13 protein-coding genes are annotated in these 15,766 nt (G+C 70.2%); 3 read left to right on the forward strand and 10 right to left on the reverse strand.

Annotation, left to right across the window (positions count from 1 at the left end; genetic code table 11):
- Positions 1 to 76 precede the first annotated feature (76 nt).
- Entirely contained in the window at positions 77 to 1,843 is a 1,767-nt protein-coding gene (locus CLV54_RS12200) for a proline--tRNA ligase (RefSeq protein ID WP_100345257.1), read from the reverse strand.
- 165 nt (positions 1,844 to 2,008) lie between these two features.
- On the opposite strand from CLV54_RS12200, the gene CLV54_RS12205 reads away from it, so the two are divergent.
- Positions 2,009 to 3,157, forward strand: coding sequence for a serine hydrolase (locus CLV54_RS12205; protein ID WP_100345258.1), 1,149 nt, complete (start codon positions 2,009 to 2,011; stop codon positions 3,155 to 3,157).
- Between the two features lie 161 nt (positions 3,158 to 3,318).
- Positions 3,319 to 4,452, forward strand: coding sequence for a non-hydrolyzing UDP-N-acetylglucosamine 2-epimerase (gene wecB, locus CLV54_RS12210; RefSeq protein ID WP_281258176.1), 1,134 nt, complete (start codon positions 3,319 to 3,321; stop codon positions 4,450 to 4,452).
- Here wecB and wsfD read toward each other — a convergent pair.
- From wsfD to ispG, 8 genes are all read right to left on the reverse strand, one after another.
- A complete protein-coding gene (gene wsfD / locus CLV54_RS17545) occupies positions 4,359 to 6,173 on the reverse strand; it encodes a glycan biosynthesis hexose transferase WsfD (RefSeq protein WP_157802945.1) in 1,815 nt (604 codons plus the stop codon). The genes wecB and wsfD overlap by 94 nt on opposite strands.
- Complete coding sequence (locus CLV54_RS12225; protein ID WP_100345262.1) at positions 6,160 to 7,020, reverse strand: septum formation family protein; 861 nt, start codon at positions 7,018 to 7,020, stop codon at positions 6,160 to 6,162. Before CLV54_RS12225 ends, wsfD begins: the two co-directional genes overlap by 14 nt.
- A complete protein-coding gene (xrtS, locus tag CLV54_RS12230; protein ID WP_100345263.1) occupies positions 7,017 to 7,586 on the reverse strand; it encodes an exosortase S in 570 nt (189 codons plus the stop codon). Before xrtS ends, CLV54_RS12225 begins: the two co-directional genes overlap by 4 nt.
- A gap of 1 nt (position 7,587) precedes the next feature.
- Positions 7,588 to 8,949 carry an XrtP-associated glycosyltransferase gene (locus CLV54_RS12235; protein ID WP_100345264.1) on the reverse strand — a complete coding sequence of 454 codons (1,362 nt, stop codon included), beginning with the start codon at positions 8,947 to 8,949 and terminating at the stop codon, positions 7,588 to 7,590.
- A 141-nt stretch (positions 8,950 to 9,090) separates the two neighbouring features.
- On the reverse strand, positions 9,091 to 9,276 hold the full coding sequence (locus CLV54_RS12240) for a peptidase (RefSeq protein WP_100345265.1): 186 nt from the start codon (positions 9,274 to 9,276) through the stop codon (positions 9,091 to 9,093).
- The gene (locus CLV54_RS12245) at positions 9,276 to 10,592 is read right to left on the reverse strand and encodes a PVV-CTERM domain-containing choice-of-anchor G protein (RefSeq protein WP_170061993.1); all 1,317 of its coding nucleotides are present in this window, start codon (positions 10,590 to 10,592) and stop codon (positions 9,276 to 9,278) included. The genes CLV54_RS12240 and CLV54_RS12245 overlap by 1 nt, the downstream gene beginning before the upstream one ends.
- A gap of 195 nt (positions 10,593 to 10,787) precedes the next feature.
- A complete protein-coding gene (locus CLV54_RS12250) occupies positions 10,788 to 13,400 on the reverse strand; it encodes a helix-turn-helix transcriptional regulator (RefSeq protein WP_170061994.1) in 2,613 nt (870 codons plus the stop codon).
- 420 nt (positions 13,401 to 13,820) lie between these two features.
- Positions 13,821 to 14,981 carry a flavodoxin-dependent (E)-4-hydroxy-3-methylbut-2-enyl-diphosphate synthase gene (gene ispG / locus CLV54_RS12255; protein WP_211294539.1) on the reverse strand — a complete coding sequence of 387 codons (1,161 nt, stop codon included), beginning with the start codon at positions 14,979 to 14,981 and terminating at the stop codon, positions 13,821 to 13,823.
- A 55-nt stretch (positions 14,982 to 15,036) separates the two neighbouring features.
- Here ispG and CLV54_RS12260 point away from each other — a divergent pair, with 55 nt between their 5' ends.
- On the forward strand, positions 15,037 to 15,390 hold the full coding sequence (locus CLV54_RS12260; RefSeq protein WP_100345510.1) for an MmcQ/YjbR family DNA-binding protein: 354 nt from the start codon (positions 15,037 to 15,039) through the stop codon (positions 15,388 to 15,390).
- A 20-nt stretch (positions 15,391 to 15,410) separates the two neighbouring features.
- On the opposite strand, the gene CLV54_RS12265 is transcribed toward CLV54_RS12260, so the two are convergent.
- Complete coding sequence (locus CLV54_RS12265; protein ID WP_100345511.1) at positions 15,411 to 15,737, reverse strand: SHOCT domain-containing protein; 327 nt, start codon at positions 15,735 to 15,737, stop codon at positions 15,411 to 15,413.
- Positions 15,738 to 15,766 lie beyond the last annotated feature (29 nt).

A 15,766-nucleotide genomic window follows, 5' to 3' on the forward strand; every position in this document is an offset into this window, starting at 1 on the left:
CCCCGCATAACACCCGCGAACCCGCAGCAGGTGCGCAAAAACCTTGGTTTTCAGCGCACCCGCTGCGGGTTCGCGGCTAACCCTTCAGGGCCGCGGCGATCCCGTCGAGGGGCACGGAGGTCTTCTCGCCCGAACGGCGATCCCAGAGCTCGACGACGCCGTCGGCGACGCCCCGGCCCACGATCACGATCGTGGGCACGCCGATGAGCTCGGCATCGCCGAACTTGACGCCCGGCGACACCTTGGGGCGGTCGTCGAGCAGCACGTCGAAGCCGGCGGCCTCGAGCTGCGCCGACACGGCCTCCGCCGCCTCGAAGACGCCCGCATCGCGGCCGGTCGCCACGACCTGCACGTCGAAGGGCGCGACAGAGGGCGGCCAGATGATGCCCTTCTCGTCGTTGTTGAGCTCCGCGATGATCGCGAGGATGCGGGTGACCCCGATGCCGTACGAGCCCATCGTCACGGTCACGAGCTTGCCGTTCTCGTCGAGCACCTTGAGCCCGAGGGCCTCGGCGTACTTGCGCCCCAGCTGGAAGACGTGGCCGATCTCCATGCCGCGCGCGAGCTCCACCGGGCCGGAGCCGTCGGGTGCCGGGTCGCCCGCGAGCACCTCGGCGACCTCGACGGTGCCGTCGGCCTGGAAGTCGCGGCCGGCGACGAGTCCGAAGACGTGCTTGCCGTGCACGTTCGACCCGGTGATCCAGCCGGTGCCGTCGACGACACGGGGGTCGACCACGTAGCGGATGCCGGTGCTCGACGTCTCGCCGAGCACGGGTCCCTCGGCCGACCAGGGGCCGATGTAGCCCTTGACCAGGCCCGGGTTCTTGGCGAAGTCCTCGTCGTTCGCGGGCTCGATCTCGGCGGGGGCGAAAGCGACCTCGGCGCGCTTGAGGTCGACGCCGCGGTTGCCAGGCACGCCCACGACCACGAGCTCACGCGTGCCGTCGATGTGGGTGAGGGCGAGCACGACGTTCTTGAGAGTGTCCGCCGCGGTCCAGGCGCGGCCGTCGGGCCGGGGGTGCGCGCTGTTGGCACGCTCGACGAGCGTCTCGATCGTGGGGGTGTCCGGGGTGTCGAGCACCTCGGCGGGGGTGAGCCCGTCGACGGAGCGCGACTCGGGCACGAGGGTCGTGAACGCCTCGACGTTGGCGGCGTAACCGCCGGCCGAGCGCACGAAGGTGTCCTCCCCGATGGGGGTGGGGTGCAGGAACTCCTCGCTGCGCGATCCGCCCATCGCACCGGCATCCGCCTGCACGATCACGTACTCGAGGCCGAGACGCGTGAAGATGCGCTCGTAGGCGTCGCGCTGGGCCTGGTAGCTCGTGTCGAGGCCCGCGTCCGTGTAGTCGAAGGAGTACGCGTCCTTCATCGTGAACTCGCGGCCGCGCAGGAGGCCGGCGCGGGGGCGCGCCTCGTCGCGGTACTTGTCCTGGATCTGGTAGATGGCCAGCGGCAGGTCTTTGTAGCTCGAGTAGAGGTCTTTCACGAGCAGGGTGAAGACCTCCTCGTGGGTGGGGGCGAGGAGGTAGTCGGCGCCCTTGCGGTCTTTGAGACGGAAGATCCCGTCGCCGTACTCCTCCCAGCGGCCCGTCACCTCGTACGGCTCGCGGGGCAGCAGGGCCGGGAAGTGCACCTCGTGGGCGCCGGCCGCGGTCATCTCCTCGCGGATGATGGTCTCGATCTTGGCCTTCACCCGCAGGCCGATGGGCAGCCAGGCGAAGACGCCCGGCGCCTGGCGGCGGATGTAGCCGGCGCGCACGAGCAGCCGGTGGCTCGTGACCTCCGCATCGGAGGGGTCTTCGCGGAGGGTGCGGAGGAAGTAGTTCGTCAGGCGTGTGGGCACGCGTTCTACTGTACCGGCGGCGCCGACACCGGGTTTTTCCGAGACCGCTGGTTTTTTGTCGCCGTCACCGAGCGGGAACAGCGACGAAACATCCCCCTGCGAGCCTTCTGCATACCCGATCCATAAGCACATCACACCTGACACCTCATAAAAGGACAACTCGGCATGGATACGACCACCCCCTCCCGCCGCAGGCTCGGCCTGCTGACCGTGGGCACCGCCGTGCTCGCCGGCTCCCTCGTGCTCGCCACCTCCCCCGCATACGCCGCCGATCCGACCCCGGAGCAGGCGTGGGCGGAGATGACCGCGCAGCTCGACGCGCTCGTCGCCGAGGCGCAGGCCGACGGCGTCCGCATGGGCGTCTCGGTCACCGACCTGAGCGGCAGCTACGGCGACGCGAGCGTCACCGTCGGCAGCGAGGAGCAGTACAAGGCGGCGAGCCTCATCAAGCTCCCGCTGCTCGGCCTGCTCATGGACGACGCCGACCACGGCACCCTGAGCCTCGACGAGTCGATCACGATCCCGGCGGGTGACGACAACATCGTGGGCGGCTCGGGCACCCTGCGCGACCGTGCCTTCCCGCTCGACATCACGGTGCGCGAGCTCATGGAGCTCATGGTGCAGATCAGCGACAACACCGCCACCAACGTGCTCATCGACCGCGCGGGCGGCTTCGACGCCGTGAACGAGTACATCGCGGCCCTCGGCTACGAGCAGATGTGGCTCGGCCGCAAGATGATCCACCCGGCCCTGCCGCCGCTGCAGGAGAACTGGCTCAACTCGGAGGAGGTCACCGATCTGCTCACGAAGTTCTACAAGCACGAGATCCTGAGCCCGGCCTCGAGCGAGCACATCATCGACCTCATGAAGGGCCAGCTGGTCGACACCAAGTTCGGCGCCGTCATCCCGCGCGAGGTGCTCGCGAACAAGACCGGCGAGCTCGGCGACGTCACGCACGACAGCGGCATCATCCTCGTGCCCGGCCGCGAGGTCGCCCTCGCCGCGACGACGGCCTTCGACCCGTCCAGGCCGCGCACCGAGGTCGACCTCTACGTGCAGCGCGCCGCGACGATCGTCTACGAGTTCGTGCAGCAGCCTCTCGCCGAGGAGCCCGTGCCCAGCGAGGAGCCCACGACCGCACCCACAGAGGCCCCGGTCGTCGAAGACCCCGACGCCGCCGAGGATGCCGCGGACGGGAAGCGTCTCGCCGCCACGGGAGTCGAGCCCGCTCTGCTCGCCGCCGGAGGCCTGGGCGTTGTGCTCGTCGCGCTGGGAGCCGTCGCGCTCACCGCGCGTCGCCGCTCCCGCGCATAGCGCCGCACACCGCGTGTGAACAGAGCCCTCGCAGGCACTCTGCGAGGGCTCTGCGTTCACCCTGCCACGGCCCGCAATTCACCCGCGGACGTGAGCGCCCGATTGCTAGGCTCGGAACATCCCCCACGACGATTGCGATTGGTTGCGACGTGCCTACGGTCATGCCCATCTACGGAACACGCCCCGAGGCCATCAAGTTCGCCCCCGTCGTCCGGGATCTGCTTCGAGCGGATGACATCGACACGATCGTGACCGTCACCGGGCAGCATCGGAGCATGCTCGACCAGGTGAACGGCCTGTTTGGGATCGTGCCGGACTTCGACCTCGACATCATCACCCCGAAGCAGAGCCTCGGCGCCATCGCGGCACGGGTGTTCGACGGACTCGCCGAGGTCTTCGCCGCGAGCAGGCCGGACGCCGTTATGGTGCAGGGCGACACCTCGACCTCGACGATCGCCGCGCTCGCCGCCTTCTACGAGGGGATCCCGGTCGTGCACCTCGAGGCGGGGCTCCGCTCGGGAGACCTCGCCTCGCCCTTCCCCGAGGAGGGCAACCGCAAGGTGACCGGGCAGATCGCCTCCCTCCACCTGGCCCCGACCCCCGGGGCCCGTTCGAACCTGCTGCGCGAGGGCGTCGACCCGTCGACGATCGTCGTGACCGGCAACACCGTGATCGACGCGCTCCTGCACGTCGTCTCGCTGAACACGCCTCTCGAGCACCCCCAGCTCGCGGCGCTCGCCGAGCGCACCGGTCCCCTGCTGGTGGTCACGAGCCACCGCCGCGAATCATGGGGCGAAGGGGTGGCGAGCACCGCCCGCGCCCTCGAACGGCTGGCCGAGCGTCATCCGGAGCTCACGATCGTGCTCCCGCTGCACCGCAACCCCGTCGTGCGCGACGCGCTGTCGGCCACCCTGTCGTCGCGCGAACGGGTGATCCTCACCGATCCGCTCGACTACGCCCAGTTCACGACCCTCCTCGCCCACGCCGACATCGTGCTCACCGACTCGGGAGGGGTGCAGGAGGAGGCCCCCAGCCTGGGCAAGCCCGTGCTGGTCACCCGCGACACGACGGAACGCCCCGAAGCGGTGGATGCCGGCACGGTGCGGCTCGTCGGAACCGGGGAGGACACGATCGTCGCCGAGGTCTCCCGTCTGCTCGACGATCGCGGCGCCTACGAGGCCATGAGCCGCTCGGTCAACCCCTACGGCGACGGACGAGCCTCGGAGAGGACGCTTGCCGCGGTGCGCGCGTTCTTCGGGCTGGGCACGCGTCTGGAGGACTTCGGCACGGTCTGAGTCGCCGGATGCTGCCTGACGAGCAGCAGGGCGAGCGCGAGGCCGAGCGGGATCGCGAACATCGTCAGATAGGTCGAAGTGAGCAGCTTCCGCGGGAGCTCGCTCGCGCCGTCTTCGATGAGCACGAACCAGAAGTGCAGCCAGAGGAAGGCCATCGCGAAGGCCGACATCCGTCCCAGGGCCACCGCGGCGTTGCCGAGCCGTCGGCGGCTCGCCACGGCGATGCCGAGCACGAACACGGCCACCTGCAGCAGCACGAGCGCGCCCGGCACGAAGCCGAACCCGGTCAGCAGGGTGCGCACGACGGGGATCCTCGAGTCCTTCTGCCACGGCTCGCCGCGCGGGCCCGCATCGGCCGCCTCGTACGACCCCAGGTAGTCGAGCTGCGGATGCGTCATCGCGATGAGACCGCGGTCGGCCTTCTGCAGCAGACGCTCGGGGTGGGTGATCGCGAAGAGGGCGAGGGTCGCGGGCGTGACCTTCTCGGCGACCTGCTCGAAGCCCTTCTGCGAGAGGGCCGATGCCGGGTCGGATGCCGCGCGCCCGGCGCCGTCCGCGAGCTCGGGGTCGAGCCCGAACCAGGCCAGGTCGCCGCGCGGGTCGGGGCTGGTCGGCAGGATCTCGAGGAAGACGGCGTCGTAGCGGCGCTCGCTCTCGCCGATCCGGCTCTGCGCGGGGAAGCTGACCACGACCACTCCCACGAGCACGAGGGCCGCCACCGCTCCGGGCAGCCGGCGCAGCAGGCCGCGGTTCGAGGGGCTGGGATTCGAGGGGCTGGGATTCGAGGGGCTGCGGTTCGGCGACCCGGCCGGGGCGCCCCGCGAGGAGGAGACCCGCGCCCCGCGCCGCCGATACGGCCGCCACACGAGCGCGACGACGACCACGGGGAGGAGGCTGGCGAGGGCGAAGGCGCTCGTGAGGGCGAATGCCGCGACGAGCGTCACCACCAGCAGGCCCGTCCAGTCGACCGTGTCGCTGCGCCAGAGATAGAGCAGGGCGATCATCGTCGCGAGCACGCCCAGCATCGACGCCGGCCAGGCGTACGGCGAGACGAAGAAGTCGGCGAACACGCCGTCCGCGGTCACGAGGGTGAGCACCCCGGCGATCAGCAGGCGGTAGCCGAGACGCCCGGGCAGCAGGAGCACGAGCGCCGCGACGAGCACTCCGAAGAGGAGGCAGTACAGCAGGCCGAGCACCCGGGTGTCGAGCCCCTCGCCGCCTCCGAACCACGGGGTCACCCACTGGGCGAGCCAGCCGATGCCCAGCTGCGACGACGACGGCAGCCCCGCACCGCCGCCCGGACAGGTCTCGCCGAACCACTCGTGGGGAACCCAGCGCGGGAAGATCGCCTGCGTGAACTGCTCGGTGTCCCACGGGCGCACGTTCCTCAGCCCCAGCTGGCACAGGAGGCTCGTGCCCTCGCCCTGGTCGGCGACGCCGACGGCGCTCGGCACCAGGAGCCGCAACGCCATCACGAGCGCGGCGACGAAACCGGCCGTGACCGCGGCGAGCGCGGGCGACGACCTCGGCTGCGCGGCACCGGGCAGCAGCCGCAGGGCGAACCACCCCCGGATCGCCTCGGTGCCCGGGCTCTGCCACCACCGGCGCGAGGCACGCCGCGCCCTCGGGGACGGGGACGCGGGCGCCGCGGCATCCTGCGTCTCCGCCGTCTGGGACGTCTGGGATGTCTGGGATGTCTGGGATGTCTCAGCCGACCGCATAGCTCCCCCTCATCGGGCCCGGGGCGCCCGGTGCCTGGGCCGCGGTGCAGCGCAGCGTCCACGCCCCGCCCTCGCCGTCCTGCCGCAGGATCCCGCTCACGACCGTGTCGGCGGGAACGGGGCCCGGGGCGAAGAACTGCCGCACGAAGGGGGCGCAGCGCCCCGGCACGTCCTCGGCCGCCGGGTTGCCCGTGCGCGCCGGGAGCCAGGCGTTCACGTCCTCTGCGGTGTGCTCCTCATCGCACGTCGTCTCGGAGCCGGAGCCGGCCTCCTCCCCCGGAGCGGTCAGGTAGCACCGTCGCAGCGCCGACGAATCGGATCGTTCCATGATGTCGCGCAGGCTCCCCGTCACGCTCACGAGCGACCTCTCGTTCTCGAGCACGGCCAGGTCGCATCGCACCGAGCGGGCGCCGTCGCCCCACTCCCGGGCGGTCGGGGCGAAGGCGACGATCCGGAGGTCGCGCGAGGAGTCGCGATCCCGCGCCCCGATATAGTCGCGCATCGCGTCGTAGGCGCACAGCTGCCCGGCCCGCGCCTTCAGCAGCAGCTCGTCGGGACGCCCGGCTTCGGGGTCGAAGCCCTCCAGCTCCACGACGTCGAAGGTCTCGACGGTGTGCTGGGCGGCGCAGTCGACCGTGGGCGAGGAGTTGCTCACCGCGTCGAACTCGACCGGGTCCAGCACGACCCGGCACTGCCCCGCCCGGGAGCCGGCTGAAGCGGCCGCCCCGGGAGCAGACGAGGCGCCCGAGGTGCCGCCCTGCGCGCACCCGCTCAGGAGCACGACGAGCGCCATGACGGACGCGAGGGCGGATGCCGCGACAGCGGCACTCCGGCGGCCAGCCTTCATCGGCTCGCGTGCCGTCGGACCCGGCGGCGGCCGAGACCCGTGGCGACGCGCAGGAGCACGAAGATCGCGAACGCCAGCCCGAGGATGACCAGGAACGATCCGAGGTAGTGGTGCACGAGGTCGAAGCCCTCGCTGCCGAAGAGCTGCAGGGCGAGGGCGATGAGGCTGTAGCGCGCGAGGTTGCTGGCGACGGCGATCGGAAGCGCGATCGCCAGGCCGCCCAGCACCCGGCCGAGCCCGAATCGCGGCAGCAGGCAGAGCGAGCCGGCGATGAGCAGCAGAGGTGTCACGAGAACGACGGTCGAGCACAGGAAGGTGATGGCGAGCCCGTTGACCGACCCCGTGCCGATGCCGATGTAGACGATGGTGCCCGCGCCGTTGGCGTCGCCGTCGGTGAAGAGGCTCAGAACGCTCGCCGTGATCATCGCCTCCGTGCGGCGGAAGCCCTCCTGGTTGAGCAGGAGCGCGATGGCGGCGGCGATGAGCCCGAGGCCCACGACCACCGAGAGGAACGAGTGCGCGGCACGTGCCGGGGGCTGCCGGTCTGCGGCGATGAGTGTTGTCACGTCAGCTCTCCTTGGCCACGAGGGCGATGTCGTTCTTCTCGGAATTCCGTCTGGTCTTCGCCCAGCCGTCCCGCCCGATGACGATGCGGAAGAAGGCGCGGAGAACGCAGACGTAGGTCTGGTACATGTAGAGCCAGTAGCCGATGCCCCACAGGGCGGCGGTGAGCAGGCTGTGGCGCGGCTCGGCGACCGAGCGGTAGATGGGCGCCCAGATCCAGAACGGCAGGATGCCGGTGATCACGATGAGCGGGAGCAGCCACCACGACTCGGCGAGCCACAGGCCCAGGCTGCCCGAGTTGATCGCGCCCTGCGCGATCATCACGATGAAGACGGTGGGCCAGAGCACGACGCCGAGCAGCTGGATGAACGGCATCATCAGGAAGTAGGTCGCCTCGAGCGCACCGGCGTTGCTGATGTAGCGCGACTCGAAGATCGACCGCAGATACCGCGTGCACTGCATCCCGCCCTGGCACCAGCGGGTGCGCTGCGTCAGCAGCCGGCGAGCGCCCGGCAGGGCCTCCTGCTCGACGTAGGTGTCGTGCATGTACACCGTGCGGTACCCCGCGAGCATCACGTGGATGCCGAGCTCGTAGTCCTCGAGCAGCGAGCCGTGCCACGGCTCGCCCGCGGTGGCGGAGATCTCGTCGAGCACGCTCAGGCGCGTGAACTGCCCGTTTCCGCCCAGGCCGACCGAGACGGTGTGCTTGCGGAGGCTCTGCATGGCCGCGATGGTCGTGCGGAACTCGATGTCCTGCATCCGCACCAGGTAGCGGCCCCACCACTGGTTGAGCCTGCCGCCGTGACCGAGCACGGGGGCGCGGTCGTCGCGGTTCGACATCCAGACCGCCGCCTGAGCCGCGCCGGTCAGAGGGTTGCCGAACGCGGCCTCCCCCGCCGCCTGCCGCAGCGCGTTCTGCGCGAGCCGGCCGTCGGCGTCGACGACGAGCACGACGACGGAGCTGCGGTCGGCGTCGGCGGGCATCCAGGCGCTCAGCGCGCGGTAGGCGGCGTTGAGCGCGGCGCCCTTGCCGGTGCGCGCGTCGGGCCTCCTCCGCGAGACCAGGTGCACGAGCGGATCCCGCGACATCCGATCCTCGACGATCCCGGCCGTCCCGTCATCGCTGTCGTCGTCGATGATCCAGAGATGCGCCTCCGGGAAGTCGCGGCGGAGCCGGTCGATCGTGGCGCCGATGACGGCCTCCTCATCGCGGCAGGGCACGAGCACGTGCCAGGAGAAGCCCGAGGGGTCGCCTTCGGCCTCCTTCTTCCTGCGCAGGAACGGCGTCAGGATCAGCAGGATGTAGCCGAGGAAGATCACCAGCAGCACAAAGGCGAGAGCTTGGGCCGATTCGCTGGCGGTCATGTGTTGGTGCCTTCCTCGATGGTTGTCATCGCGCCGCTGCCCGATCGGGAACGATCGCGCAGCGGCGGAGACGACGAAAGGCGGAAAGACATAATCGGATTCAGGGGTGGTCCGATGACGCCTTTCCGCCGTGCATCCCGCCTAGGCGGAATGCGCTCCGGCCGTACGAACAGCACGTCGGCGGAGGCTGATCCTCAGGATGAGGTAGCCCGCGACGAGTGCGGTGGTTGCGATGAGGAGATACCAGCCGAAGGGAACACCCGTGGCTGCGAGTGCGCCCGAAGCGCCGATCCCCCCGATCCCACCGCCGAAGTTGGATCCCGACATCAGTGCGTTCCTTCGACCGTCACCCGACGACGACGGAGCCAGACGACGAGTCCGATGATGGCCGCGCCACCGCCGGCGATCGCCAGGGCTTCCGGGCTCATGAGCGGAACGCCCTCGATGCCGGCGTTGGGACCGACCGAGGCGCTGGCCAGGTCGACGGCGGCGAGGCTGCCGTCCGGGCCGAGGCCGACGCGCAGCGCCGACTGGGTGAAGGAGCCGTCGTCACCGAGGGTCTGGTTGTTGACATCGAGCTGGGCGATCGCGTCGATCGCTGTTGCGAGCGGTCCGGCGAGAGTGCCGACCAGTCCCGCGATCACGGGGTCGATGATGCCACGAGCCACGGCGAGCGCCGCCTGGGGGACGATCCTCGCAAGCAGCGGGAGCTCGTCGATCGCCGCCTGTGCGGCATCCAGCACTCCGTCTACCACCGAGGTGAGCTGGTTGACCACGGCCTGGGGCACATAGGTCAGGAGGTTCGTGCCCACCGGCAGGTCGTTGAGGCTCGCGACCCCCGCGACGGCCAGCAGGTCATCCGTCGACAGCGAGATGCCGTCGGGACCCAGCGGGTTCGTGATGCCCGTGATCCCGGCCACGGTGAGCGCCGCGATCAGGGTGTCGAGCGCCGGGCTGACGATCGTCGTCACCCCGCTGACGAGCGTGCCGCCGACGAGGACGTCCGCCGAGGCGAGCGTGTAGTCGCCCGACTGCACTCCGTCGGCCGTCTGCGACGCCGAGGCCGCGAGCACTCCGACGTTGATCTGCAGGTTCGCGAGGTCCTCGCCGCCGGTGAGGAGGCTCGTGCCGACCGAGATCTGCGCCGTGCTGCCCGCCGTCGGGGCTCCGACGTCGCTCGGCGTGACGGTGTTGACGCCGATGAGGCTCGGAGCGGCGGAGACCGCACCCGAGAAGGCCTGGGACGAGGCGTCCGAGGCGGCCTGGGCGTACTGGCCGACGGCGCCGAGCTGGATGATCCCCGAGCCGCCGAAGAGCGGCAGGTTGTTGGGGCCGATCTCGAGCGACAGCAGGTCGGCGAGTGCCGAGGCGTCGATCGGGGTGTCGGAGACGACGAGCGGAGTCGCGCCGTCCGGGTTGACGGCGACTGCGCCGGCGAGGGCCGCGATCGGGTCGATCGGCACGCCGGCGATGGAGGCCGTGATGAGGCGCCCGGTGCCCTGCGAGACGACGGGAGCCGCTGTCGCGGCGCTGGGTGCGACGAGCGCGGCGACCGCACCGATCGCGATCGTGGCGGCGGCGATGCCCGCCACTCGTTTCGGTCGCGCGGGTGCCGAAGCCCCGAAGACGCGTGATGTGGACATGGTGTGTGTGTTCCCCTCAGTCATGGGAGCCTCCGCGCGCTCCACCCCCGGACCGGGGGCGCCCCTTTTGGGACACGCGGAGACATGCTCCCGAGATCTATGGCCTCAGTAAATCTGTGAAGCACCCCGCAGGAACAGGCTCACCCCGGGTGATATTCGGGTGAAGTCGGAGGCCCCCGGAAAGGGTTCCACGCCTCACCCGGGTGACCCGCTGCCGGAATCCCGGCCGCCCAGGAGGCCGAGGAGGCTCGCGTTCTCGAGCGCCTCGCGCCGTGATCGGGCGTTGAGCTTGCGGTACACGCTCCGCAGCTGGGTCTTCACGGTGTTGACCGAGATGTAGAGGCTGTTCGCGACGTCCTGGATCGAATCGCTCGAGGCGAGGTGCTGCAGCACGAGGTGCTCGCGAGAGGTGAGCGGCACGGCGTCGCGCTGAGCGAGGAAGACGGAGGGGATGGCGCGCATGGTGTCGGCGCCCTCGAAGACGTCGAGGGCGAGCAGCTGCTCGAGGGTGGACCGCGGGATCTCGACGAGCAGGCCCCACATGCCCGAGCGCGCGACGAAATCGGCGACCGCGCGCATCGACTCCCGCGCCTCCGCGATCCGCCCCAGCGACAAGGCCGCTGCCGCGACGTACAGCTGCATGCCCGCCCCCAGCACCGGTATCTGGCCCTCGCCCACGTCGCGGAAGACACCGGCGGCGTTGCCCACGAGCAGCTCCAGCCGCATCCGCGAATGCGCGACGACCGGATGCACCTGGGGAAAGTCGTCGAGGACCGCACGCGCCGCGTCGAACCGACCGATCCCCTGGAGCAGGTCGCTCTCGACCGCCGTGAGGAGCACACGCTCCAGCTCGGTCTGCGGACGACCGCTCGTCCTCGCCCGCGACACGACCCCCAGCGCCTTCGCACGGTCGCCCCACACGAGCGCGTGGCGGGCGCGCACGTAGGTCATGAGCATCCAGAGCTCGTCGTCGCAGTCGGCCTCAGGCAGCCGCTCGAGCGCCCCCGACACCAGCTGTTCGTCGGCGCGCAGCAGTCCCGCCAGGGCCTGGGTGACGCCGTCGAGGCGCTCCGACTCCGGAGACGAGCCGGAATGGACCCGGACGCCCTCCTGCTCCAGCCCCGGGGCGTCCACCTCGATCCGCCCGCCGAGGGCGAGCACCAGATCCCGGTACGAGCGCGCCGACTCCTCGACGATGCTGTCCTTGGCATCCCGCGCACGCAGGCGGGCCTCCTGGAACGCCTCGAGGGCGGGAGCGGCGCGGCCCGCGAGGAGCTCCGCCAGGCCCAGCTGCAGGAAGGCGATGGCGACGATCGGGTCGGTGCCGCGCGTGTCGGCGATGTCCTCGCGCAGGGAGGCGGCCAGCACGGCGGCGGCCTCGTGCTCGCCTGCGGCGGCGGCGAGCCGCAGACGTGAGATGCGTGCGCCGATGTGGTCGTCGGGCGAGGCGTCGGACACGTAGCGATCGAGCCAGCCGTGGAGGAGCCCGGCCTCGGCGTCGCCGCGCACGTGGTGGTCGACGAGGGCCTGGGCGAGGGCCAGCCTCGGATGCGCCGCAAAGACCTCGGGAGGCACGTGCGCGAGCACCGTGACGACGATCGTGCGACGCGAGAAGCACAGGGTGAACAGGAAGCGCTCGAGGGTCGCCACCGCCTGCGCCCAGTCGCCGGCCTCCGCCGTGTGCACGAGCAGGCGATCCTGCTCGCCGTGCTCGGCATACCAAGCGATCAGCCTCGTGTTGATCTCGACGGCCTGATCGGGGAAGCTCGCGAGCAGTTCCTGACGCAGCACCCGGCGCACCAGCGGAGGCAGCCGCACGACGGCCTCGCCGAACTCGTTCTGCGCCGACGCCAGCTCGCGGCTGCGCACGAGCTCGAACATCCACGCGGCCTCCTCGGGGGAGTCGGCGATCACGGCGGCGAGTTCGTGCGTCATCGAAACCGGCACCGCGGACGCGGCGACCAGATACCTCTCCCGGGGATCGCTGAGCTGGAGGAAGAGGCCGCGAATGTACTCCTCCGCCGCCAAGACGCGGATGGAGCCGTCTGCGAGATGCCCGCCCGGCGCAGACGACGCCATCGCGGCGGCACGCAGCGCGCCGGGCCAGCCGCCCGCCGCCTCGTTGAGGTCGCCGCTCGGCATGCGCACGCCGTGCAGGGCGAAGAGCTCGTCGCTCTCGGCGCGGGTGAAGGCGAGCGCCTGGGCCGTGATGACCTCGGCGTCGACATCGATCGTCGCCATCCGCACGATCGGCCGGCGCATGCGCACGCAGACGATGAGCCTGACCATCCTGAAGGCACGGGAGAAACGCAGGATCTGCTCGTCGACGGAGTGGTCGGCGACCTGATCGAAGTCGTCGATCACGATCGTCAGCACCCGGTCGAGTCTGCGCAGATATGCCTCGAACCGCTGCTCGGGGCGATCGGCACGCCCCCCGACCGAGTCGGAGTCGCCGATCCCGAGCGCGTCGACGACGACGCTCCAGAAGTCGTCGGCACCCGCGGGACGCGAGATGAGCGAGACCCAGGCGATGTCCTCCGTGAGCGGACGGTTCTCCATCCACTCGGCGACGAGCGTCGTCTTGCCGAAGCCCTTCGGCGCGCTGAGGACGACCAGCGGAGCAGTCCCGTCGAGCACACGATGCAGACGGGGACGCTGCAGCAGCAGCCCGGGCAACCGCGGAACGACCCGCAGCTTCTCAGAGCGATTGCGCTCCGCACCGCCCTCTGTCCTCTGCATCGCGGTCGTTCGCATCGCGTCGTCGAGCAATGCGGGTTGTGGTGACGGATCGACGGCGAAGGCGGTCATACCACGACGACCCACCCGCTCAATCGGATCGGGCGGCGGTATCCCCGGGCACTGCCATCAACACGAAAACGGGCCATAAACACGGCGCCAGCTGCCCTCCCCTAGAAACCTCCCGTTTAGGCACAACGGGATTAATTGGATATTAGCGAGGTACCGCCTTGTTTTCTCAGGGCGGCAACTCGCGGATAACCAGGTTCGGGGGGACTTTCAGTCTACGTCGAGGAGTGTCGGGTGTCGCCTTGCATCCTTATAAACAAAACGGGCGCACGACGTCCTGAGCTGCGGGCCGGGCACGTGGATCCGGGTTCTCAATGTCCTGAACAGCCGTGAAAATCACCCTAAATATTCACCCGTGGCTGTTTCTCTGCTCTCGAGGGTGAAGACGTGAAGACCGATCAGCCGGCGGGTCGAGCAGACGGCTCAGTGCGCGCCGACGGTGACGATGGGCTCGCCCGACGCCGTGTCGCTCGCGGGCGTCTCGGCGGCGATGCGGTTCGCCTCGGCGATGAGCGTCGCGACGATCTCCGACTCGGGCACCGTCTTGATGACCTCGCCTTTGACGAAGATCTGGCCCTTGCCGTTGCCGGATGCCACACCCAGGTCGGCCTCACGGGCCTCACCCGGCCCGTTGACGACGCAGCCCATGACCGCGACGCGCAGAGGCACGCTCATGCCCTCGAGACCGGCGGTGACGTCGTTGGCGAGGGTGTAGACATCCACCTGAGCACGCCCGCAGCTCGGGCAGGAGACGATCTCGAGCTTGCGCTCACGCAGGTTGAGCGACTGCAGGATCTGCAGGCCGACCTTGACCTCCTGCACGGGCGGGGCGGAGAGCGAGACGCGGATCGTGTCGCCGATCCCCTCGGAGAGCAGGATGCCGAAGGCCGTCGCGCTCTTGATCGTGCCCTGGAACTCCGGGCCGGCCTCGGTCACGCCGAGGTGCAGAGGCCAGTCGCCGCGCTCGGCGAGAAGGCGGTACGCCTTGACCATGACGATCGGGTCGTTGTGCTTGACCGAGATCTTGAAGTCGTGGAAGTCGTGCTCCTCGAAGAGGCTCGCCTCCCAGACGGCGCTCTCCACGAGCGCCTCCGGGGTGGCCTTGCCGTACTTCTGCAGCAGGCTCGGCTCGAGCGAGCCGGCGTTGACGCCGATGCGGATGGAGACGCCCGCAGCTTTGGCGGCGGCGGCGATCTTGCCCACCTGGTCGTCGAACTTGCGGATGTTGCCCGGGTTGACCCGAACGGCGGCACAGCCCGCGTCGATGGCCGCGAAGACGTAGTTGGGCTGGAAGTGGATGTCGGCGATGACCGGGATCTGGCTCTTCTTGGCGATGATCGGCAGCGCTTCGGCGTCGTCACGACTCGGCACGGCGACGCGCACGATGTCGCAGCCCGATGCGGTGAGCTCGGCGATCTGCTGGAGGGTCGCGTTGATGTTCGGAGTCGGGGTCGTCGTCATGGATTGCACGCTCACCGGAGCGTCGCCACCGACGAGAACCTTGCCGACCTTGATCTGGCGGGACTTGCGACGCGGGGCCAGAACCTCCGGCGTCTTGGGCATCCCTAGATTGATTGCAGCCACGGCCTCAGTCTAGATCGCTTGTCTGAACACGGGGTGATCCCGGCAGAATGGGATGATGGCCCCGAACGAGCTGACCGAGTTCCTCGCCGAGCTGAACGGCTCGGAGGAGAGCTACCCCTTCGGACCGGAGACCCGGGTGCACAAGGTCGCGGGCAAGATCTTCGCCATCGACAGCCCCGACGCCCCGTCGCTCTCGATCACGCTCAAAGCGCTGCCCGAGAACGTGCCCCGTCTCATCGCGAGCGTCGACGGGATCGGGCCCGGCTACCACATGAGCAAACGCCACTGGGTGACCGTCTCACTCGACGGCGGGGTGCCCGACGATCACGTTCGCGAGCTCATCGCGGAGTCTCACGCGATCGTCGTGCACGCCCTGCCGCGACGCCTGCGTCTCGGCCTCGAGGGCTGACGCGGGCGTCGCGGCACGGGTCAGCGCCCGAGGTCGGGCCGGTTGGCCCTCAGGACCTCGAGGCGCGCGCGGTACTCGACCTCGTCGATGTCGCCCTGCGCGAAGCGCTCGGCGAGCGTCGACTCGGCTCCCCCGCGCGCCCAGGGGGCGAAACCGGGGCCGCCGGGGCCGCCGTCCCAGCCCGCACGACGCCAGCGGCGGCGGCCGACGAGCGTGACGACGAGGGCGATGACGAGGATCCAGAAGACCGGGATGAGGAAGAAGAGCCAGCCGAAGCCGGCCCCCCACGGGCCGCCCGCGTGCTCGGCGAGACCGCCGGCCGCGGCTGCGGTGAGTGCAGTGAGCATGATCGTGTCCAATCGTCGTGCGGCCCACC

It is taken from the genome of Compostimonas suwonensis, assembly GCF_002797855.1.
Classification (GTDB): Bacteria; Actinomycetota; Actinomycetes; order Actinomycetales; family Microbacteriaceae; genus Compostimonas; species Compostimonas suwonensis.